General features: G+C 67.5%; 19 protein-coding genes. 13 read left to right on the top strand and 6 right to left on the bottom strand.

The annotated features are described in order from the left end of the window. Positions 1-267 precede the first annotated feature (267 nt). On the bottom strand, positions 268-1,182 hold the full coding sequence (locus SB816_RS00785; RefSeq protein WP_054504386.1) for a DMT family transporter: 915 nt from the start codon (positions 1,180-1,182) through the stop codon (positions 268-270). 113 nt (positions 1,183-1,295) lie between these two features. Here SB816_RS00785 and SB816_RS00790 point away from each other — a divergent pair, with 113 nt between their 5' ends. After that, a complete protein-coding gene (locus SB816_RS00790; protein WP_064522601.1) occupies positions 1,296-2,216 on the top strand; it encodes a LysR substrate-binding domain-containing protein in 921 nt (306 codons plus the stop codon). Here the strand turns inward: SB816_RS00790 and SB816_RS00795 are convergent. Together SB816_RS00795 and rpoN are read right to left on the bottom strand one after the other, a co-directional pair. Continuing rightward, positions 2,186-2,467 (bottom strand): bacterioferritin-associated ferredoxin, encoded by a 282-nt coding sequence (locus SB816_RS00795; protein ID WP_049070497.1) that lies wholly within the window; start codon positions 2,465-2,467, stop codon positions 2,186-2,188. The genes SB816_RS00790 and SB816_RS00795 overlap by 31 nt on opposite strands. A 120-nt stretch (positions 2,468-2,587) precedes the next feature. Continuing rightward, entirely contained in the window at positions 2,588-4,033 is a 1,446-nt protein-coding gene (gene rpoN / locus SB816_RS00800) for an RNA polymerase factor sigma-54 (RefSeq protein WP_054504384.1), read from the bottom strand. Here rpoN and SB816_RS00805 point away from each other — a divergent pair. The 3 genes from SB816_RS00805 (at position 4,032) to leuA (ending at position 7,951) form a co-directional block, all read left to right on the top strand. Next, positions 4,032-4,679 carry a hypothetical protein gene (locus tag SB816_RS00805; protein ID WP_054504383.1) on the top strand — a complete coding sequence of 216 codons (648 nt, stop codon included), beginning with the start codon at positions 4,032-4,034 and terminating at the stop codon, positions 4,677-4,679. The genes rpoN and SB816_RS00805 overlap by 2 nt on opposite strands. 194 nt (positions 4,680-4,873) lie before the next feature. Next, on the top strand, positions 4,874-5,851 hold the full coding sequence (locus SB816_RS00810; protein WP_064522604.1) for a tripartite tricarboxylate transporter substrate binding protein: 978 nt from the start codon (positions 4,874-4,876) through the stop codon (positions 5,849-5,851). 390 nt (positions 5,852-6,241) lie between these two features. Beyond that, positions 6,242-7,951, top strand: coding sequence for a 2-isopropylmalate synthase (gene leuA, locus SB816_RS00815; RefSeq protein ID WP_054504382.1), 1,710 nt, complete (start codon positions 6,242-6,244; stop codon positions 7,949-7,951). A 161-nt stretch (positions 7,952-8,112) separates the two neighbouring features. Here the strand turns inward: leuA and SB816_RS00820 are convergent, their stop codons facing one another. Beyond that, complete coding sequence (locus SB816_RS00820; protein ID WP_054504381.1) at positions 8,113-9,441, bottom strand: amidase; 1,329 nt, start codon at positions 9,439-9,441, stop codon at positions 8,113-8,115. A 317-nt stretch (positions 9,442-9,758) separates the two neighbouring features. Between SB816_RS00820 and SB816_RS00825 the strand changes: the two genes are divergently transcribed. The 6 genes from SB816_RS00825 (at position 9,759) to SB816_RS00850 (ending at position 15,800) form a co-directional block, all read left to right on the top strand. Next, a complete protein-coding gene (locus SB816_RS00825; protein ID WP_054419491.1) occupies positions 9,759-10,772 on the top strand; it encodes a LacI family DNA-binding transcriptional regulator in 1,014 nt (337 codons plus the stop codon). A 36-nt stretch (positions 10,773-10,808) separates the two neighbouring features. Then, entirely contained in the window at positions 10,809-11,606 is a 798-nt protein-coding gene (locus SB816_RS00830; RefSeq protein WP_054504380.1) for a phosphodiesterase, read from the top strand. 123 nt (positions 11,607-11,729) lie between these two features. Next, the gene (locus SB816_RS00835; RefSeq protein WP_064522603.1) at positions 11,730-12,785 is read left to right on the top strand and encodes an ABC transporter ATP-binding protein; all 1,056 of its coding nucleotides are present in this window, start codon (positions 11,730-11,732) and stop codon (positions 12,783-12,785) included. A gap of 33 nt (positions 12,786-12,818) precedes the next feature. Further along, entirely contained in the window at positions 12,819-14,114 is a 1,296-nt protein-coding gene (locus SB816_RS00840) for an ABC transporter substrate-binding protein (RefSeq protein WP_175143509.1), read from the top strand. A 13-nt stretch (positions 14,115-14,127) separates the two neighbouring features. Beyond that, on the top strand, positions 14,128-15,003 hold the full coding sequence (locus SB816_RS00845; protein ID WP_026384938.1) for a carbohydrate ABC transporter permease: 876 nt from the start codon (positions 14,128-14,130) through the stop codon (positions 15,001-15,003). Then, the gene (locus SB816_RS00850) at positions 15,000-15,800 is read left to right on the top strand and encodes a carbohydrate ABC transporter permease (protein ID WP_006386977.1); all 801 of its coding nucleotides are present in this window, start codon (positions 15,000-15,002) and stop codon (positions 15,798-15,800) included. Before SB816_RS00845 ends, SB816_RS00850 begins: the two co-directional genes overlap by 4 nt. A gap of 64 nt (positions 15,801-15,864) precedes the next feature. Here SB816_RS00850 and SB816_RS00855 read toward each other — a convergent pair whose 3' ends face one another. Next, a complete protein-coding gene (locus SB816_RS00855; RefSeq protein ID WP_006386976.1) occupies positions 15,865-16,182 on the bottom strand; it encodes a hypothetical protein in 318 nt (105 codons plus the stop codon). Between the two features lie 80 nt (positions 16,183-16,262). Then, positions 16,263-16,607 carry a DUF1840 domain-containing protein gene (locus tag SB816_RS00860; protein WP_049070483.1) on the bottom strand — a complete coding sequence of 115 codons (345 nt, stop codon included), beginning with the start codon at positions 16,605-16,607 and terminating at the stop codon, positions 16,263-16,265. Positions 16,608-16,915: 308 nt separating this feature from the next. Between SB816_RS00860 and argS the strand changes: the two genes are divergently transcribed. The 3 genes from argS (at position 16,916) to SB816_RS00875 (ending at position 20,061) form a co-directional block, all read left to right on the top strand. Further along, a complete protein-coding gene (gene argS / locus SB816_RS00865; protein WP_064523927.1) occupies positions 16,916-18,616 on the top strand; it encodes an arginine--tRNA ligase in 1,701 nt (566 codons plus the stop codon). Between the two features lie 9 nt (positions 18,617-18,625). Further along, positions 18,626-19,342, top strand: coding sequence for an SPOR domain-containing protein (locus SB816_RS00870; protein WP_049070479.1), 717 nt, complete (start codon positions 18,626-18,628; stop codon positions 19,340-19,342). Between the two features lie 86 nt (positions 19,343-19,428). Then, positions 19,429-20,061 (top strand): thiol:disulfide interchange protein DsbA/DsbL, encoded by a 633-nt coding sequence (locus SB816_RS00875; protein WP_054504376.1) that lies wholly within the window; start codon positions 19,429-19,431, stop codon positions 20,059-20,061. The last annotated feature ends 156 nt before the right edge of the window (positions 20,062-20,217 follow it).

Raw genomic sequence — 20,217 nt, forward strand, 5'->3', positions numbered from 1 at the left:
CGACAGACGAATGAGAATGAGTATGCATGCGTGATGCCGTGCAGGCAGCGCATCGCGGTTTCGCGGCCTGCGCGGAAACGGGCGACCCATTTGGCGCGGCATTTCAGGCGCGCCGCACCGCGTGAATGGCGTGATGACGCCATGAATCTATCAGACCGTTCCGAACGCACGCCACGTTGTGCAAACCCAACCCTGGCGCGCTGCGCGGGGTCCCGCGCCACGCGCACGCCCCAGCCTCGGCCAGCTTGACGCGCGCGCTGCCCGCGTCTAGGCGGCGCGCCGCGTCGCCAGCCAGATGCCGAATGCGATCGGCACGATGCCCAGCAGGTCGAGCCACGACACCGACTCGCGCAATACCACCCAGCCGAACAACAAGCCCAGCGGCGGCATCAGGAAATGCAGCGCGCTGGCCGCGGTGGCGCTGGCGCGTCCGAGGATCATGAACCACAGGTAATAACCGCCGATGGACACCGCCACGATCATGTAGGCCATGCTCCAGAACAGGCTGGCCGTCATGCGCGCGTCGCCGAGGCTCTCGTGCAGCAGCGCCACCGGCATCAGCGCCACCGCACCGGCCAGCGACTGGATGCCGGTCGCCATCCACAGTCCCGTCGACGGCTTGAGGCGCTTGTAGAGCAGCGTGCCCGCCACCAGCGCCACCAGGCCGCCCGTCACCAGCAGGGTGCCATGCAGATCCTCCTGCATGCCCGACAGCCGCGAGCGCAGCACCAGCGCCACGCCCGCCAGGCCCAGGCACAGCCCGAGCATCTTGCGCCAGCCCAGCCGCTCGCCCAGCACGGGCCCGGCCAGCACCCCGATCAGCAGCGGATTGGTGCTGATCAGCACCGCCGTGAACGCGGACGACACGGTCGTCATGCCGCTCCAGCTCAGGCCCAGGTAGGCCGCGTTGTTCAAGACCCCCAGCAGCACCAGCGCCGCCAGGTCGCGGGCGCCGGGCCGCGACCACCGGCCGCTGGCCGCCGCCACGCCCAGCATCAGGGCCCCGGCGATCAGGAAGCGGAGGGTCAGCAGGGTCAGCGGCGGACAGTCGCGCACCGCGATCTTGGCCGCCGCGAACGCCGAGCTCCACAGGAAACAGAATGCCGCGATGGGCGCCCAGGCCACCCCCATCGGCGCGTCGGCGGGCAGGGCGGTGGCGGGCAAAGTCGATGACGCCTTCATGGCAGCAGGTCCGGGCAAAGGAAGATGAGCCCATTCTGGGCGCGGCCCTATCCATTGACAAACGCTTTATTTGGATCAAAAGTATTTGAAAAATCGATGTAAAGGCGCCTCTCATGCTCGATCTCGATCTATTGCACAGCTTCGTCTCCGTCGTCGACGCGGGCGGCTTCACCCGCGCCGGCGAACGGGTGCATCGCAGCCAGTCCACCGTGAGCCAGCAGATCCGCAAACTCGAGGAGACCCTCGAATGCACGCTGTTCGTGCGCGAAGGCCGCCAGGTCCACCTGACCGAGGACGGCGAACGCCTGCTGGGCTACGCGCGCCGCATGCTGGCACTGTCCACCGAGGTGCGCGAAGCGGTCAGCGGCCGCAAGCGGGTGGAGGTGATCCGGCTGGGCATCCCCGACGATTTCGCGGCGGACACGCTGACGGCCATCGTGGCGCAGTTCGCCCGCGCCCGGCCGGCGGTCAGGCTGTCGGTGCGCTGCGACCTGACCGTGGCCCTGACGCGCGGCCTGGAACGCGGCGACCTCGATCTGGCGTTGCTCAAGCGCGAACCCGGCGCCGGTCCGGCGCTGACGACCTGGCCGGAACACCTGCACTGGATCGCCGGCTCGCATGCGCTGCCCGCCAGCACCGAACCGGTGCCGCTGGTGGCTTTCCCACAGGGCTGCATCTACCGCAACCGCGCCATCCACGCACTGGAACGCGCCGGACGGCGCTGGCGCATCGCTTACGAAAGTCCCAACCTGATGGGAATCCAGGCCGCGCTGGCGGGAGGATTGGGGGTGGCCTTGCTGGAACGCCGCTGCATCGCCGCCGGCCATCGGCTGGTCGACGACATGCTGCCGCCGGTGCCGCCGTCCGAACTGGCGCTATGCCTGTCGGAGCCGGCGCGCGAGCCGGTGCGCCAGTTGGCGGGGATGATCAGGGATTTTTGTGAAACGGAAACACAACGGCTTGCAGGGCTGGGCCTGCAAGCCGTGGCAGGTGGCGACGCCGCTCAGGCGACGGCGACCTGGATGACCGGATAGCTGCTGTTCGCCGCGGACGCGCCCGGCTCGGCCATGGTGGCCGGCGGGTTGACCGGAACGGCGATCGAGCGCACATCGCACACGCTGGAGCAGCGGCCGCCCGGCAGGTATTCGGCGGCGGTGGCCGCGCAGCAGCCGCAGCACGTGGCCACGCCCAGCTCGAACTGCAGGTCGGAAAGCGACGTCGCGCCCGCGTCCACGCTGGCGCGGACTTGGCGTTCGGTGATGGCATTACATACGCAAATGTACATGAGAATAATTATCGAGATTTATTCCTGCAATGGCAAGTACTCAGCGTAAATAATTTGCAACCATGCGGCCGCCTAACCCATTGAAATAAGGGACGTTTTTCCGCTGAAACGTCCCTTATTTCATCGCGCCGCGGCCTGCGCTTTGCGCAGCGCGGCCGGCGCGATCCGCAGCGCTTCGCGGTATTTCGCGACCGTACGACGGGCGATGACGATGCCCTGGTCGGCCAGCTTTTCCATGATCTGGCTGTCCGACAACGGCTTTGCGCGGTTCTCCTCGGCCACCATCTGGCGGATGAAGGTCTGCACCGCCGTGGCCGAAGTGGCGTCGCCGCCGTCGGTCGACACCCCTGCCCCGAAGAAGCGCTTGAGCTCCAGCGTGCCAAACGGAGTGAGCATGTACTTCTGTGTCGTGGCGCGCGAAATCGTGGATTCGTGCAGGCCCAGTTCGCCCGCGATGTCCTTCAGGATGAGCGGCCGCATGGCCGCCGGCCCCTGGCTGAAGAAGGCGGTCTGACGGTCCACGATGGCCTGGGCCACCCGCAGGATCGTGTCGAAGCGCTGTTCGACGTTGCGGATCATCCACTTGGCCTGCTGCAGTTGCGCCTGCAGGCCGGCGTGGGCCGATTCCTTCTGGTTGCCCAACATCTGCGCGTACAAACCGTTGATCTGCAGGCGCGGCACGGCGGCGCTGTTCAGCGTCACCTGCCAGCCGCGACGGGTCTTGCGCACGATCACGTCGGGCACGGCGTAATCGGCCGCCGGCACCGTCCAGGCGCGGCCGGGCCGCGGCTCAAGCCGCAGGATCAGGGCGTGGGCGACGCGCAGGGTCGCCTCGTCGCAACCGACCGCCGCGCACAGGCGGGCATTGTTGCCGGTGGCCAGCAACGCCAGATGCTGGGCGCAGATGAGACGGGCGCAAGCCAGCGCCTTCGGGTCGGCGGCCTCCGGCAGCCGCGTCAGGTCCGGGTTGCGCAGTTGCAACAAGAGGCAGTCGGACATGTCGCGGGCGCCGATGCCGGGCGGATCGAACGACTGCAGCAGCGACAGCGCCGCGCGCAGTTCATCCAGGTCCGGCTCCATCTCGGCGGGCAGCCAGCCCAGGATTTCCTCCAGCGGCGAGCCCAGATAGCCGTTCTCGTCCAATTCGTCGATCAGCAACGCGGCCAGCGCGGCATCGCGCGGCGCCGCGCGCGTCAGCACCAGTTGGCCCAGCAGGTGTTCGCGCAGGGTATCGGGCCGGGCGGCCTCGGGCAGGCTGGAATCGTCATCGGGGTAGACCCCACCCGAACCCGGCATTTCTTCCACCGGCGTGTCGCGTTCGGGCGCGGGCTCGTCGTCCTGCACCGAAGATTCACGCTCGGATTCGGCCTGCGTTTCGGCCGATGAGGGTTCATCGTCGCGTTCCAGCAACGGATTATCGGCGAGCACCTGCGAGATTTCCGCCTCGAGGTCGAGCGTGGACAGCTGCAGCAACCGGATGGATTGCTGCAGTTGAGGGGTCAGCGTCAGATGCTGGCCGGGCCGCAGTTCTAAAATAGGACGGGTCATAGGTACAATATTTTGCATGATGAATCAGACTTCGCCCGCACGCGTTCGCCAGGATTGCCGACTTATCGGCCAGACCCTGCTCAAACTGGCGCTTCCCCGACTTCTCGTGCGCGCGATCGTGATCGCCGTTGCCGTGATCGTCTGGTATCTCGCCGCCTCCTGGATCCTGGATTTCGGCAAGCGCATCAACTACGAATTCCTGCATTCACTGGGCCAACCCACCATGGACATGGTGCAGAAGGTCAATCCATACATCTGGTGGGTCGTCGCCGGCATCTGGACCCTGATCGTCTTCTTCATCCTGCGCGCCTGGCTGTCGGCCAGCCTGGCTTCCGGCCGCGCCACCCCCGTGAGCACGGGCGTGCTGGCCGACCTGGCGCCACAGCTCTCGCAGGAGTCGCTGGGCGTACTGCGCTGGACGTGGGGCACCCGCGAGGAACCCTTCACCGTCGGCGACCTGCACCGCTCGCTGTCGGAAATCCGCCACAACCGCATCGGCAAGATCGCCATGGTGGCCGAACAGACCGACATTCTCGACGGCGCGGCCGCCAAGCCGTCGCGCGACGATCGCGATGACGGCCGCCGTAACGACGACCGCCGCGATGCCCGCGACAGCCGCGAACCCCGCTACATCGAGCCGCGCATCGGCGGCCCGGCCCGCTGAACCGGCGCGCACCGCCATCCGACCGATGATCCAGGCCGCCGCGAGGCGGCCTGGTTGTTTCAGTCCCCTGCCAGCCGGGCTCCCCTATACTGGCCCTCCAGGCTCGCGCAACCGCGGCCGCGCACCTTTAAAACCAGACCAAGCCGATTGCAGAGACCAGTCGGATGCGCGGCCAGCCCCTGGAGTTGCTTTACATGTTCCGTACCCCCGTCCGGTATGCCGCCGGCCTTCTGCTGGCCTGCTCGGCCGCCTTCGTCGCCGCCCCGGCATCCGCCGCCTGGCCCGACAAGCCCATCACGTTCGTCGCGCCCTTCAGCGCCGGCGGCGCCAACGACCTGGTCGCCCGCATCATCGCCAAGGCGGTGGGCACGACCCTGAACCAGCCCGTCATCGTCGAAAACCGTCCCGGCGCCGGCGGCGTGGTCGGCGCCGCGCACGTCGCGCGCAGCGCGGCCGACGGCTACACCTACCTGGTGGGCAGCAACGGCACCGTCACCAACAGCCTGATCCGCTCGGACCAGCCCTACAAGGACGAAGAACTGACCCCCGTCGCGCTGCTGTCGATCACGCCGTCGGTGATCGTGGCCAACCCGTCGAACCCCGCCAAGGACCTGAAGGACTTCGTCGAACGCGCCAAGCAGGCCAAGACCGACCGTATCACGTTCTCGACCGCCGGCAACGGCAGCACGCCGCATTTCGTGGCCGAGATGGTCAAGGAAGCCACCGGCCTGCCGGTCGAGCCGATCGCCTACAAGAGCGGCTCGGAAGGCGTGACCGCGGTGATCGGCAAGCAGGTCGACGCCACCTCGGAAGCCAGCATCGTCACGCTGCCGCTGGTGCAGAGCGGCAAGCTCAAGGCCCTGGCCACCACCTGGGACAAGCGCATGGCGAGCGCGCCCGACATCCCCACCACCGCAGAGCTGGGTTTCCCCGCCATCCGCATCGGCCACTGGGCCGGCCTGTACGCGCCCGCCGGCACGCCCGCCGACGTGCTCGACAAGATGAACGCGGCCGTCGAGAAATCGCTGCAGACCAAGGAAGTGCAGGACGCGCTGCGCCAGAGCAGCATCGAGCCGGGCGGCGGTTCGCGCGCCAGCTTCGTCGAGTTCGCCAAGAGCGAGCGCGAGCGCCTGGGCCAGGTGGTCAAGAACGGCCACATGCAGACGCAATAACGCGTGTGACGCCAGCCGGGGACGGATCGTCCCCGGCTTTTTTATCGCCTTCCCGATTGCGCTGTCCGCAAAAGTATGTTTGACTAGCAACCTATGGCCGCTTACCGCACCTCCCTCGCGATTGCCACCGGACGCTCCGCCGCTCCGGTTGCCGGCCTGCGCGCTCGTACCGCCTTCATCGCGCTATCGCTATACCTACCGATCGGTTGCCGGGCCTAGTGTCCCCGTGGTAGCTCGGCAGCCACGCTTGCCACACGCGAATTCCCTTTTTCAAAACTGAATCTTGCGCCGCGCGAATGCGGCCAACCCTGGCATCAGGCCGCCATCCGGCCGCATGCCGGCCGAGGAAACCGATCCCGGGATTCACAAGAAACCGATCGAGGTGTAGTGATGATGCTTGCCAACCCCGCCGCCAAATACGTCCCCTTCACGCCGTTCGCTCGCGACTTTTCCGAGCGCACCTGGCCCAGCCGCCGCATCACGCAGCCGCCGATCTGGATGAGCACCGACCTGCGCGACGGCAACCAGGCCCTGATCGAGCCGATGAGCGTCGAGCGCAAGCTCCGCTTCTTCGAGCAACTGGTCAAGATCGGCTTCAAGGAAATCGAAGTGGGTTTCCCGTCGGCCTCGCAGACCGACTTCGATTTCGTGCGCAAACTCATCGACGAAAAGCGCATCCCCGACGACGTCACCATCATCGTGCTGACGCAGTCGCGTGAGGACCTGATCAGCCGCACGGTGGAATCGGCCGCCGGCGCCAAGCAGGCCATCGTCCACCTGTACAACGCCTGCGCCCCGGCGTTCCGCAAGGTCGTCTTCAACATGACCAAGGACGAGATCAAGAACATCGCCACGACCGGCACGCGCCTGGTCAAGCAGTACATGGCCAAGCACCCGGAAACCAAGTGGCGCTACCAGTACTCGCCCGAAGTCTTCAGCACGACCGAACCCGAATTCGCGCTGGAAGTCTCGAACGCCGTGGCCGACGTATGGGAGCCCACGCCGGACTGCAAGATGGTGCTGAACCTGCCCGCCACCATCGAAGCCACCACGCCGAACATGTACGCAGACCAGATCGAGTGGATGCACAAGAACCTGGCGCGCCGCGACAGCATCGTGCTGAGCGTGCATCCGCACAATGACCGCGGCACCGCCGTGGCCGCCGCCGAATTCGCCGTGATGGCAGGCGCCGACCGCATCGAAGGCTGCCTGTTCGGCAGCGGCGAGCGCACCGGCAACGTCGACCTGGTCACGCTGGCCCTGAACCTCTACACCCAGGGCGTGCACCCGGGCCTGGACTTCTCGGACATCGACGAAGTGCGCCGCTGCGCCGAGTACTGCAACCAGTTGCCCGTGCACCCGCGCCACCCGTATGCCGGCGACCTGGTCTTCACGGCCTTCTCCGGTTCGCACCAGGACGCCATCAAGAAGGGCTTCGCGCAGCAACAGCCCGACGCCGTGTGGGAAGTGCCGTACCTGCCGATCGACCCGGCCGACCTCGGCCGCAGCTACGACGCCGTGATCCGCGTCAACAGCCAGTCGGGCAAGGGCGGCGTGTCCTACCTGCTCGAACAGGAACACGGCCTGGTGTTGCCGCGCCGCCTGCAGATCGAATTCAGCCGCGCCATCCAGCGCGTCACCGACGAAACCGGCCGCGAAGTCACCGCCGACGACGTGCACACCATCTTCAACCGCGAGTACCTGGAGCAGAAGGCCCCGTGGAAACTGGTGCGTCACCGCATCGACGGCAATCCGGCCGCCGGCGAAGGCCAGCACTTCAGCATCGAGGCCGAGCTCGAGTACAACGGCGAACGCCGCATCGTGACGGGCAAGGGCGATGGCGCCATTTCGGCCTTCGTGGCCGCGCTGGACGTGCCCGTGCGCATCATGGACTACCACGAGCACGCCATCGGCACCGGCACCGACACCCGCGCCGCCTCCTACGTGGAACTGCGCGTGGGCGATTCGAGCACGGGCTTCGGCGTGGGCATCGACCGCGACATCGTGACGGCCTCGTTCCAGGCCGTGCTGAGCGCGGTGAACCGCCACATCAACGCCGGCGCCGTCACCACCGAACAGGAAGCCGCCGAGGCCGCGTGATCCGCCGCCAGGCCGCGGACGTGGCGGTTACCGCCGCCGCGTCCCCCGCGCGCTTCTTACGGTGAAGCCGCGCCGCACAAACAAAGCCCGCCTTTATCCGGCGGGCTTTCTTCTTTTGCGCGACGCATTCGACCGCGCCACCACAGGCGCAGCGGGTCGGGTCAACCGCGCGGCCACATGTCGGAGGCGCCGATGTCGGGCTCGCGCGCGGCCAGCAGCCGCTCGTGGACCCAGGCGGCGATCGCCACGGTGCGGTGGTCGTCGTAGCGTTTGCCGATCAGTTGCAGGCCCACCGGCAGGCCCTGCGGGCCGGTCGCGAACGGCAGGTTCAGGCACGGCAGGCCGAACAGGGTCCAGGCGCGCGAGAACTGCGGATCGCCCGTGCCGAGGTCGGCGAACGGCGCCTCGCCGCTGGCCGCGGGCGCCAGCAGCACGTCGTACTTGTCGAACCAGCCGTCCACCCGCGCGCGCGATTCCGCGGCGCGCGCCAGATTCTTGATGTGCTCCTCGGCGGAGATCTGCGCGCCGGCCTCGAGAATCGCCTGGATCTTGGGGCTGAGCTGCGCGGCGTGTTCCAGCCGTTCGTAGGCCAGCGACTGTGAAGATTCGAACGCCATGATGTCCGCGTGCAGTTGCACCAGCATGCAATGCTCGGGCGGCAGCGGCACCTCTTCGACATGGGCGCCGGCGCGCGACAGCGTGGCGGCGGCCTGGGCGAAGGCTTCCTTGGTTTCCGACTGGGCGTGGCGCCATTGCAGGCTGCGGTACATGCCGATGCGCGGCTTGGCGTCGTAGCTCAGGTTCAGCAGGCGCGGATCGCGCATCAGGACCGAAGCGAACAGGGCCACATCCGGCACCGAGCGGGCAAAGCCGCCCACGGTGTCGAGCGATTCGGCCAGGCTCTTCACGCCGGCGCGAGGGATCGCGCCGAACGTGGGCTTGTAGCCGACGATGCCGCAATACGAAGCGGGGCGGATGATGGAACCCGCGGTCTGCGAGCCCAGCGCGAACGGCACCATGTCGTCGGCCACCGCCGCGGCCGAGCCGCTGGAGGAGCCGCCGGGCGTGTAGGCCTCGTTGCGCGGATTGCGTGTCGGGCCGGCCTGGTAGGTGGCGAATTCGGTGGTGACGGTCTTGCCGATCACGATGGCGCCGGCATGGCGGCACAGCGCCACGGCGGCCGCGTCCAGCCCGGGATGATGGCGCTCGTAGATGGGAGACCCGTAGCGGGTGGGCAAGTCGACGGTGTCGAACAGGTCCTTGACGCCGATCGGCAGGCCATGCAGCGGGCCGCGCAGGGGGCTGCGATCCAGGGCTTCCGCGTGATCCAGGGCAGCCTGCTTCTGCAGCGCCGTCCAGGCATGGATGGTGTTTTCGCGTTGCTCGATGCGCGCAAAGCAGGCTCGCACCAATTGCACCGCGGTCAATTCGCGCCGTTGCAGCTTGCGCGCCGCTTCAAGCGCGCCAAGTCTGTTTAAGGCAGTAGACATGATCCTTTCCTCTATCCCGGTGCCGCGCGATATGCGCGGTACTGACTTCCGCACCCGGTCCCCTTGACCCTGGGGTTTGTCCCGATACGGCACGCAGCATGATGCGCGCCCGTCATGACAAACCCAGCCATTGTGCGCGCCGCGTCAATTGGGAAAACCACTGAAAAAACCAGGTTTTCACAGGGATTTCGAGGCACGCCGCGCCTTGGCCTTATGTTGTTGCGTTGTTATCAGCATAGCGCAAACGGGTGCAACACAAAGGTCATATTTGTCTTGTAAGATGAAAACGTTTTCAGCAAACCGGCAGCAATGTAGCCATGGCGTCGCGCGCATCGCCCCGCTTTTCCATCATCGAAGTGGCCCGCAAGGCGGGGGTTTCCCCCGCCACGGTTTCGCGCGCGTTCAACCAGCCCGAAATCGTTCATCCGGATACGCTGGCGCACATCCGCGCCATCGCCAAGCGCGCGGGCTTCCGGCCCAATCGCGTCGGCCGCAGCCTGCGTTCGGGCAGCACCCGCACGATCGGATTGATTCTGCCGACGCTGTCCAATCCGGTATTCGCCGAGTGCTTCGAGGGCGCCGAACGGCGCGCCCGCGAGTCCGGCTACAGCGTGATGCTGACCGCCACCGGCTATGACCCGGCGGTGGAATCGGCCGCGGTCCAGGGCCTGATCGACCACCAGGTCGACGGCCTGATCCTGACGGTGGCCGACGCGGCCCGCAGCGCCACGCTGGACGACCTGGACAGCGCCGGCATGCCCTACGTGCTGGTCTACAACGAATCCACCGACCACCCCTATGCCTCGGTCGACAATCGCGCGGCCGCCATCGACATGGTGTCGCACCTGGCGGCACTGGGACATCGCCGCATCGCCATCGTGACCGGCCCGCTGACGGCCTCCGATCGTGCCCGCCGCCGCCTGTCGGGCGCGCGCGCCTGCGCCAAGAAGCTGGGACTGGAACCGATCCAGCACATCGCCATGGGTTCGCACACCGGCAGCGATGCCGAGGCGCTCAAGTCCGCATTGCGCGGCAAGCAGGCGCCGACGGCGCTGTTCTGCTCCAACGACCTGCTGGCCACCGCGGTGATTGCCGATCTGGTGGCGTTGGGTCTGTCGGTTCCGTCCGATATTTCCGTCTGCGGCTTCGACGGCATGCGCTTCGGCGCCTTGCTGACGCCGCCGCTGACCACGGTGGCGCAACCCAGCGACGGCATCGGCCAGGCCGCCTGCTCCAACCTGCTGGCGCAGATCCACGGCCAGCCGCCCCAATCCAATCGCCTGCCGCACTGCATCGTGGTCGGCGGCACCGCGGCGCCGGTGCGCCGCTGAACTTCATCCACAAAAATAACGATCGAGACACGCGTCATGCTCATCGCACAGATTACCGACCTGCATATGCGCACCCCGGGCGACAAGGCCTACGGCATCATCGACCCTGCCGCCTTCCTGGGCCCCGCTGTGCGCGCGCTCAACGCGCTGACGCCGCGGCCCGACTGCGTGCTGATCACGGGCGACCTGACGGACCTGGGCCGTCCGCATGAATACCAGGCACTGCGCGAGCAGTTGCAGGCGCTTGAAATCCCCTATTTCCTGCTGCCCGGCAACCACGATGACCGCGCGCAATTGCGCGCCGCCTTCCCCGACCACGGCTACCTGCAAGGCCAGGGACCGTTCATCCAGTACGCGGTGGAAACGTATCCGCTGCGCCTGCTGGCGCTGGACACGGTGGTGCCGATGAAAAGCCACGGCGAGCTGTGCGACGAACGCCTGGGCTGGCTGGCCGCGCGGCTGGCCGAACAACCCGACCGGCCGACGCTGGTGCTGATGCATCACCCCCCATTCCAGACCGGCATCGAGCACATGGACGACATCGGCCTGCTGGCCGGGGGCCCGGCACTCGAACGCATCGTGGCGCGCTATCCGCGCGTCGAGCGCGTGCTGTGCGGCCACCTGCACCGCACCATCTTCCGCCGCTTCGGCGGCACCATCGCCTCGACCTGTCCGGGCACCGCGCACCAGTTGGCGCTGGAGCTGGGGCCCCGACCGACGCTGCAATACATCATGGAGCCGCCGGGCTACCAGTTGCACTGGTGGCACGATGGCGCGCTGGTCACCCACCACGCCGTGATTGGGGAATACCCCGGGCCATATCCCTTCGCCTGAGCCCCCGATCTCGATTACAAACACTAAGCCCTGCCATATCTCCGTCATGTTTGCGCTGCACAATGAAAAGGTTTTCATCGCACGCGCCGCAGACGGATCAGAAAACTAGATCCAAGAGACAGCATGTCATCCATCGTTCTGGATAACCTCACCAAGCAATACGGCGGCGCGGCCGCGATCCACGGCGTCAGCTTCACCGTGCCGGCCGGCAGCTTCACCGTGCTGCTGGGCCCGTCGGGCTGCGGCAAGTCGACCACCCTGCGCATGATCGCCGGGCTCGACACGCCCACGTCCGGCACCATCCGCATCGGCGACCGCGACGTCACCCACTTGCCGCCCGCCAAGCGCCGCATTTCCATGGTGTTCCAGTCGTACGCGCTGTTTCCGCACCTGTCGGTGCGCGAGAACATCCTGTTCGGCCTGAAGGTGCGCAAGGAGCCGGCGCGCGACTACGACCGCCGCCTGCAGCGCGTGGCTTCGCTGCTGGGCCTGGGCCATCTGCTGGACCGCAAACCGTCGCAACTGTCGGGCGGCCAGCAGCAGCGTGTGGCGCTGGGACGCGCGGTGATTTCCGAAGCGCCGGTGTGCCTGATGGACGAGCCGCTGTCCAACCTGGACGCGCAGCTTCGCCACGAGATGCGGCGCGAGATCCGCGCCTTGCAGCAGGACCTGGGCATCACCATGGTGTACGTCACGCACGACCAGACCGAGGCCATGAGCATGGCCGACCAGGTGGTGCTGCTGCGCGGCGGCCAGATCGAACAGCACGACACGCCGGACGGCCTGTACGCCCGTCCGGCCAGCGAATTCGCGGCGCGCTTCATCGGCACGCCGCCCATGAACCTGATCAACCTGATGCCGCTCCAGGGCGCCACCGTGATCGCCGGCACCCAGGGTCCGGCCATCGCCGGTGCGCCGGAAGGCGCCGCCAAGCTGGGCGTGCGGCCCGAGCACATCCGCATCGACAACGAAGGCATCGCCGCCACCGTGGAAAGCGTGGAGTACTTCGGCGCCGATTCCATCGTGGTCTGCCGCATCGGCGACAGCGGCGGCGTGGCGGTGCGCGTGGGTGGGCACCTGCGGGCCCGCGCCGGCGAGGCGCTGCGCCTGTCGTGGCCGGCCGAACAACAGCATTTCTTTGCCGCCGACTCGGCGGTCATCGACACCGTCGGGCGCTGAAGACGCCCAATCCACAGGAAAGGAAACGCAATCATGCGACGCATCGTACTCAAGACCCTGGCCGCCAGCCTTGCCGCCGCCTGCCTGTCGCTGCCCGCGCGGGCGCAGCAAAAGCCCGTCGAAGTGGAGTTCTATTACCCGGTCGCCGTCGGCGGCCCGATCACCAAGATCGTCGATGACATGGTGACGGACTTCGAGAAGGAAAACCCCGGCATCAAGATCAAGCCGATCTACGCCGGCTCGTACCAGGACTCGATCGCCAAGGCGCTGACCGCCCTGAAGGGCGGCACGCCGCCGCAACTGGCCGTGCTGCTGTCGACCGACATGTTCACGCTGATCGACGAAGACGCCATCGTGCCGATCGACGGCCTGGCCAAAAGCGACGCCGACAAGAAGTGGCTGGGCGGCTTCTACGACGCCTTCATGCAGAACAGCCGCACGGGCGGCCACACCTGGGGCGTGCCGTTCCAGCGCTCGACCATCGTGATGTACTACAACAAGGATCTGTTCAAGGCCGCCGGCCTGGATCCCGAGCGCGCGCCCGCCACCTGGGCCGAGCTGGTCGAATACGGCAAGAAGCTGACCAAGCAGGACGCCAGCGGCAACACCACCCAGTGGGGCATCGAGATCCCGTCGGGCGGCGCCTTCGCCTACTGGCTGTTCCAGGCCCTGACCACGCCCAACGGCGCGATCCTGATGAACGAGGCCGGCAACGAGGTCTACCTGGACAAGCCCGCCGTGGTCGAGGCCGCGCAGTTCTGGCGCGACCTGTCGGCCAAGCACAAGGTCATGCCCACCGGCACGATCGACTGGGGCACCACGCCCAAGGACTTCCTGGAAAAGAAGGCCGCCATCATCTGGACCACCACCGGCAACCTGACCAACATCCGCAAGAACGCCGACTTCCCGTTCGGCGTGGCGATGATGCCGCAGCAAAAGCGCGGCGGCAGCCCGACCGGCGGCGGCAACTTCTACATCTTCAAGAGCGGCACGCCTGAACAACAGCAGGCCGCGCTCAAGTTCGCGCAGTGGGCCACCACGCCCGAGCGCGCCGCCGACTGGAGCATCGCCACTGGCTACGTGGCCGTGACGCCGGCCGCCTGGCAGACCGAGAAGATGAAGAAGTACGCGCAGGAAGTGCCGGCCGCCGCCGTGGCGCGCGACCAGTTGCAGGTGAGCGTGGCCGAATTCTCGACCCACGAGAACCAGCGCGTCACCAAGACCCTGAACGACGCCCTGCAGGCGGCGCTGACGGGGTCGAAGACGCCGCAGCAGGCGCTGACCGACGCCCAGCGCGAAGCCGACCGCATACTGCGTTCCTACAAGTAAATCCGCAAGCACGATGAGCCGCTCCTTGAATGCGCTTTATGGCTGGCTGCTGTTGCTGCCAGCCATCGTGCTGCTCGCCGCGTTCACGCATTACCCGGCGCTGGCGACGCTCTGGCACAGTTTCTATTCCACCCCCAAGGGCGCGCGCCCGGCCCGCTTCGTCGGGCTGGACAACTACGCGGTCATGCGCGACGACCCGGTGTTCTGGCAATCGCTCTGGAACAACCTGTGGTTCGCCCTGGGCACCATCCCGACCTCGATCGGCATCGCGCTGGTCATGGCGCTGTGGGTCAACCGCAACCTGCGCGGGCGCGGTTTCCTGCGCATGGCGTATTTCACGCCGACGGTGCTGCCGATGGTGGCGGTGGCCAATATCTGGCTGTTCTTCTACACCCCGCAGTACGGCCTGATCGCGCAGGTGATGCAGTTGTTCGGCTCGCCCGGTCCCAACTGGCTCGGCAACCGCGAAACCGCGCTGCCGGCGCTGATGCTGGTGACGGTGTGGAAGGAATCCGGCTTCTTCATGATCTTCTACCTGGCCGCGTTGCAGACGGTGTCGCCGTCGCTGCGCGAGGCGGCGATGCTGGAAGGGGCCTCGCGCTGGCAGTACTTCCGGCGCGTGCTGTGGCCGCTGTTGATGCCGACCACGCTGTTCGTGCTGATCAATGCGTTGATCAACGCCTTCCGGCTGGTGGACCACGTGGTGGTCATGACCCGCGGCGGGCCCGACAACGCCAGCACGCTGCTGCTGTACTACATCTACCAGGTCGGCTTCAGTTTCTGGGACACCGCCTACGCCGCGACGCTGACCGTCGTGCTTTTGGTGGTGCTGGCGCTGACGGCGCTGGTCAAGTTCCGCTGGCTGGACCGCAGGACGCACTACCAATGAAAGACAAGCTCGATACCCTGGGCGCGTGGGCGCTTGGCCTGTTGTGGATCCTGCCGCTGGCGTACGCCGTGTGGGCCGCGTTCCACCCGCCGGCCTACGCCACCCGCTTCGACCTGTTCGCGCCCCTCACGCTCGACAACTTCGCGCGGGCCTGGCAGGCCGCGCCGTTCCCGCGCTACTTCGCCAACACGTTTTTGCTGGTGACGATGGTGCTGGCGGCGCAACTGGTGCTGTCGACGCTGGCCGGCTACGCCTTCGCGCGCTTCGAGTTCCGCGGGCGCGACTTCGTCTTCATGCTGGTGCTGCTGCAACTGATGATCATGCCCGACGTGCTGCTGGTGGAGAACTACCGCTCCATGAGCCAGCTCGGCATCCGCGACACGGTGTTCGCCATCGGCCTGCCGTACTTCGCCTCGGCCTTCGGCATCTTCCTGCTGCGCCAGACCTTCAAGACGGTGCCGCGCGAGCTGGAGGAGGCCGCGCGCATGGAGGGCGCCAACGCGCTGCAGGTGCTGTGGAAGGTGTACGTGCCGCTGGCCAAGCCGATCTACGTGGCCTACGGGCTGGTGTCGGTCAGCCACCACTGGAACAACTTCCTGTGGCCGCTGATCATCACCAACTCGGTGGAATCGCGGCCGCTGACGGTGGGCCTGCAGGTGTTCTCGTCGACCGACCAGGGCATCGACTGGTCGGTGATCACCGCCGCCACGCTGATGTCGGCGGCGCCGCTGCTGATCGCCTTCCTGCTGTTCCAGCGCCAGTTCGTGCAGTCGTTCATGCGCGCCGGCATCCGCTGAGCCTTCCCTGGAAAGCAAAAGACCCCGCGTCATGCGGGGTCTTTTCGTTGGCGCGGCCAGGCGGTCAGTAGCCGACCGTCAGGCCGGGCAGGTCCACCGTGATGCGCGGGCGTTCCAGCGCCAGCGCCAGGTGCTCGGCGAACTCGCGGGCTTCCTTGGCGTCGGTGGACAGGATGTCGTAGCCGAGCGCGTCGGCCACGCCCAGCACCTTGTCCAGCAGCAGCACCTTGCCGCTGGGGCGCAGGGGTTCACAGCCCAGGGTTTCCCAGGCGCCGTCGAACCAGTCGCGGGCGTCGTTCTGGCGCTGCGGGCTGGGTTCGACGTTGGCCGACAGGTCCAGCGAGCGCCGGGTGTCGAAAACGATGGTGATGTCGCTGCGCATGGCGGGGATTCCTTGAAATGGCGTCAGCCGCAAAGGGTAGGCAAAAAACGCCGGGCAGATTGTCCGTCCGGCGACATTGCCTACCAGCCGCGGGAGACTTCCCAGGTGACCTCGGCGCCGGCGGCCTGCGACTGGCGCATCATGTCCAGCAGCGGGAAGGCGCGCTCCTTCAGGCCGACCGCGCGCGCCATGGGCGCCACCGCCGGCTTGTCCTCGTCTTCCTCGTCCTCGGCGGGATTGCCCTGGGATTCTTCAATGGCCCGTTCGATACCCTGGATGGCCGGACCGAGCTGGTCGGCGGTGAACACGCCGCGCTCGGGGATCTTGTCGCCAAAGGACTTGCCCGCGGCTTGCAGCAGGACGCCGGCGTGGTCGGTGAGCATCAGGACTTCGGCCACGACCTTGGAGTGAAACGTAATCAGCATATTCCGGTCTCCTACGGATTGAATACCCTCAATACACTACCGCAACACCCTGGGGATGCCAACTGGCGCCCCCGGGCGAGGGTCGGCGGGTGGTCCGGCCGACGGCGCCCCCGCGCGGTAACGGCCGCCAAATCAAGCTATGATTCAGGAGATTCCCGTGACGGCAGGATCCGCGGCGGCCGAGAATCCGGCGCCTCGCGCGGTCATGCCCCCGAGGCCCGCCAGCCGGCCGACCCCGCCCCCTGGCGCCGCGCGCGAGCCCACGGCCCGCCGCCCTCGTCACCCACCCAGAACTTCTCCAGACGCCCATGCTCCCCGAGCAACAAAAACAGCTTATCTCCCTGATCCAGGCCGCCGTCGCGCAGAGCCTGCCCGATGCCCAGGCCGATGCGGCCCGAGCCAACGTGCTGCTGGAGCGCCCCAAGGTCGCCGCCCACGGCGACGTCGCCACCAACGTGGCCATGCAGTTGGCCAAGCCGGCCAAGCGCAATCCGCGTGAACTGGCCCAGGCCATCGTCGAGGCCCTGCTGGCCCTGCCGGGCGCCCGCGACCTGGTCGAAAGCGCGGAAATCGCCGGTCCCGGCTTCATCAACCTGCGCGTCACCCCCGCCGCCCGCCAGGCCGTCATCACGGCCGTGGCCGAACAGGGCGAGGCCTTCGGCCGCGCCGCCCGCAGCGGCGAGAAGATCCTGGTGGAATTCGTGTCCGCCAACCCCACCGGCCCGCTGCACGTCGGCCACGCCCGCCAGGCGGCCCTGGGCGACGCCCTGTGCCGCCTCTACGACGCCATCGGCTGGGATGTGACCCGCGAGTTCTATTACAACGACGCCGGCAACCAGATCGAGAACCTGGCCATCAGCGTGCAGGCGCGCGCCCGCGGCCTGACGACCGACTCGCCCGAGTGGCCCGCCGACGGCTACAAGGGCGACTACATCCTGGACATCGCCCGCGACTTCCAGGCCGGCAAGACCATCCAGGCCTCGGACGGCGAGCCCGTCACCGCCACCGGCAACATCGACAGCCTGGAAGACATCCGCGCCTTCGCCGTGGCCTACCTGCGCCGCGAGCAGGACCTGGACCTGCAGGCGTTCGGGCTGAAGTTCGACAACTATTACCTGGAAAGCTCGCTGTACACCTCGGGCCGGGTCGAGGCCACCGTCAAGGCGCTGATCGCCGGCGGCCATACCTATGAAGAAGGCGGCGCGCTGTGGCTGCGCACCACCGAACTGGGCACGGGCGACGATAAAGACCGCGTCATGCGCAAGAGCGAGGGCGGATACACCTATTTCGTGCCGGACGTGGCCTACCACAAGGCCAAGTGGGAACGCGGTTTCCACCGCGCCGTGAACATCCAGGGCAGCGACCACCACGGCACCGTGGCGCGCGTGCGCGCCGGCCTGCAGGCGCTGGAAGAGGGGATTCCCAAGGACTACCCGTCGTACGTGCTGCACAAGATGGTCAAGGTGATGCGCGGCGGCCAGGAGGTCAAGATCTCCAAGCGCGCCGGCAGCTACGTCACCATGCGCGACCTGATCGACTGGGTCGGCCGCGACGCCGTGCGCTACTTCCTGATCCAGCGCCGCGCCGACACCGAATTCGTGTTCGACGTCGACCTGGCCCTGTCCAAGAGCGACGAGAACCCGGTCTACTACATCCAGTACGCCCATGCGCGCATCTGCTCGGTGATCAACAACGCCGGCATGCCGCCGGCGGACGTGGCCGCGGCCGATGCGTCCCTGCTGACCGCCCCCAGCGAATTCGCGCTGATGCAACGCCTGGCCGAGTTCCCCCACGTGGTGGCGCTGGCCGCGCAGGAACTGGCCCCGCACCACATCGCCTTCTGGCTGCGCGACTGCGCCGCGGACTTCCACGGCTGGTACAACGCCGAGCGCGTGCTGGTCGACGACACCGCGCTCAAGCTGGCGCGCCTGCGCCTGGCCGCGACCACGCGCCAGGTGCTGGCCAACGGCCTGGCGCTGTTGGGCGTGTCCGCCCCCGAGCGGATGTAACATCGGTACATGGCCACCAAGCGCAAACCCACCCGCCGGTCCGGCGAAAGCGGCAGCACCCTGTACGGGGCGCTGGCCGGATTGCTCCTCGGCTTGATCGTCGCCGCCGTCGTGGCGTTCTACGTCACCAAGGCGCCCGTGCCCTTTGTCGATCGCGCCACCCGCCAGGGCGACGCCGGCAAGCTGCCCGATCCGCGCCAGGCGCCGGATCCCAACGCCGGCCTGTACGGCCGCGACGGCGCGGCGGGTTCCCCGCCCACCGGCCCGACCGCCACGGCGCCCGCGCCGCTGCCGGGTGCGGGCGGCACCGCGCCGGCGGGCAAGTCGGACGACCTGGGCGCGCTGATCGCCACCCTGCCGACCTCCAACAACACGCCCGCTGCCGCCCCCGCGCCGGCCGCCAGCGCCCCGCCCACGCCCATCGCCAAGGTGGCGCCTACCCCGGCGCCCGCGGCCAAGGCGCCGGTCGCCAGCGCCGCCCCGACCGCGTCGGCCAATGGCTCGTACTACCTGCAGGCCGGCGCCTTCCGCGGCCAGGACGACGCCGAATCGCTCAAGGCCCGCATCATCCTGCTGGGCCTGCCGGTGGCGGTGCAGAAGGCCGAGGTCAACGGCAAGCCGATCAACCGCGTGCGCGTCGGTCCGTTCGCCCGCCTGGACGACATGAACCGCGCTCGTGGCCGCCTCGGCGAAAACAAGATCGAAACGGCGGTGGTGCGCCAGTAACACGGCGCCCGCATCATGGTTTTTGATTGAACTAATCCGGGCCTGGCCCTGTCTGTAACCTCTTTGTTCAGGAACCTCACCCCATCATGCTGTCCCCCAAGCTCATCCGCATCCTGGCAGCCGCCGCGCTGACCGCCACCGCGTTCTTCAGCCCGGTCAGCCACGCCCAGGGCACCCAGGCCTATGTGCCGATCAATCCGCCGCTGCCGTCGGATACCCCGGGCAAGATCGAGGTCCTGGAATTCTTCGCCTACACCTGCCCGCACTGCGCCGCCATGGAACCCATGGTCGAGGACTGGGCCAAGACCAAGCCCGACGACGTCGTGCTCAAGCAGGTGCCGATCGCCTTCAACGCCGGCATGAAGCCGCTGCAACAGCTCTACTACACCCTGGTGGCCCTGGATCGCCCGGACCTGCACGCCAAGGTCTTCACCGCCATCCACGGCGAGCACAAGCGCCTGATCGACAAGAAGGCCATGGGCGAGTGGGCCGCCGCGCAGGGCGTGGACCGCGCCAAGTTCGACTCGGTGTTCGATTCGTTCAGCGTGCAGACCCAGGTCCAGCGCGCCAACCAGTTGGCCGAAGCCTATCGCATCGAAGGCACGCCGTCGTTCGCCGTCGGCGGCAAGTTCATGACCTCGCCGGTCATGGCGGGCAACAGCTACGAAGGCGCCCTGAAGGAAGTGAACCAACTGATCCCGATGGCCCGCGGCAAGTGACCCGCGCCTGAACCGCGTTCATGACGACGCCCCGAGCCGACCGGCCGGGGCGTTTTTCATGGGGTCATCCCCAAGGCGCGCGGATGCGGCAAAGCGCCCGCCGCGATATACACTTCCTCCCATAATTATTCGCCGCCACGCGCGGCCTACAAGGGG

Origin of the sequence: Achromobacter sp. SIMBA_011, from assembly GCF_046535435.1 — a bacterium.
GTDB lineage: Bacteria > Pseudomonadota > Gammaproteobacteria > Burkholderiales > Burkholderiaceae_B > Achromobacter > Achromobacter dolens.

What these genes read in the sequence shown, in the direction of transcription:
- SB816_RS00785 (WP_054504386.1), bottom strand. Translation starts at nt 1,182, where the DNA reads ATGAAGGCGTCATCGACTTTGCCCGCCACCGCCCTGCCCGCCGACGCG.
- SB816_RS00835 (WP_064522603.1), top strand. Translation starts at nt 11,730, where the DNA reads ATGTCATCCATCGTTCTGGATAACCTCACCAAGCAATACGGCGGCGCG.
- SB816_RS00850 (WP_006386977.1), top strand. Translation starts at nt 15,000, where the DNA reads ATGAAAGACAAGCTCGATACCCTGGGCGCGTGGGCGCTTGGCCTGTTG.
- rpoN (WP_054504384.1), bottom strand. Translation starts at nt 4,033, where the DNA reads ATGCAAAATATTGTACCTATGACCCGTCCTATTTTAGAACTGCGGCCC.
- SB816_RS00795 (WP_049070497.1), bottom strand. Translation starts at nt 2,467, where the DNA reads ATGTACATTTGCGTATGTAATGCCATCACCGAACGCCAAGTCCGCGCC.
- leuA (WP_054504382.1), top strand. Translation starts at nt 6,242, where the DNA reads ATGATGCTTGCCAACCCCGCCGCCAAATACGTCCCCTTCACGCCGTTC.
- SB816_RS00790 (WP_064522601.1), top strand. Translation starts at nt 1,296, where the DNA reads ATGCTCGATCTCGATCTATTGCACAGCTTCGTCTCCGTCGTCGACGCG.
- SB816_RS00840 (WP_175143509.1), top strand. Translation starts at nt 12,819, where the DNA reads ATGCGACGCATCGTACTCAAGACCCTGGCCGCCAGCCTTGCCGCCGCC.
- SB816_RS00845 (WP_026384938.1), top strand. Translation starts at nt 14,128, where the DNA reads ATGAGCCGCTCCTTGAATGCGCTTTATGGCTGGCTGCTGTTGCTGCCA.
- SB816_RS00805 (WP_054504383.1), top strand. Translation starts at nt 4,032, where the DNA reads ATGATGAATCAGACTTCGCCCGCACGCGTTCGCCAGGATTGCCGACTT.
- SB816_RS00875 (WP_054504376.1), top strand. Translation starts at nt 19,429, where the DNA reads ATGCTGTCCCCCAAGCTCATCCGCATCCTGGCAGCCGCCGCGCTGACC.
- argS (WP_064523927.1), top strand. Translation starts at nt 16,916, where the DNA reads ATGCTCCCCGAGCAACAAAAACAGCTTATCTCCCTGATCCAGGCCGCC.
- SB816_RS00820 (WP_054504381.1), bottom strand. Translation starts at nt 9,441, where the DNA reads ATGTCTACTGCCTTAAACAGACTTGGCGCGCTTGAAGCGGCGCGCAAG.
- SB816_RS00860 (WP_049070483.1), bottom strand. Translation starts at nt 16,607, where the DNA reads ATGCTGATTACGTTTCACTCCAAGGTCGTGGCCGAAGTCCTGATGCTC.
- SB816_RS00830 (WP_054504380.1), top strand. Translation starts at nt 10,809, where the DNA reads ATGCTCATCGCACAGATTACCGACCTGCATATGCGCACCCCGGGCGAC.
- SB816_RS00825 (WP_054419491.1), top strand. Translation starts at nt 9,759, where the DNA reads ATGGCGTCGCGCGCATCGCCCCGCTTTTCCATCATCGAAGTGGCCCGC.
- SB816_RS00870 (WP_049070479.1), top strand. Translation starts at nt 18,626, where the DNA reads ATGGCCACCAAGCGCAAACCCACCCGCCGGTCCGGCGAAAGCGGCAGC.
- SB816_RS00810 (WP_064522604.1), top strand. Translation starts at nt 4,874, where the DNA reads ATGTTCCGTACCCCCGTCCGGTATGCCGCCGGCCTTCTGCTGGCCTGC.
- SB816_RS00855 (WP_006386976.1), bottom strand. Translation starts at nt 16,182, where the DNA reads ATGCGCAGCGACATCACCATCGTTTTCGACACCCGGCGCTCGCTGGAC.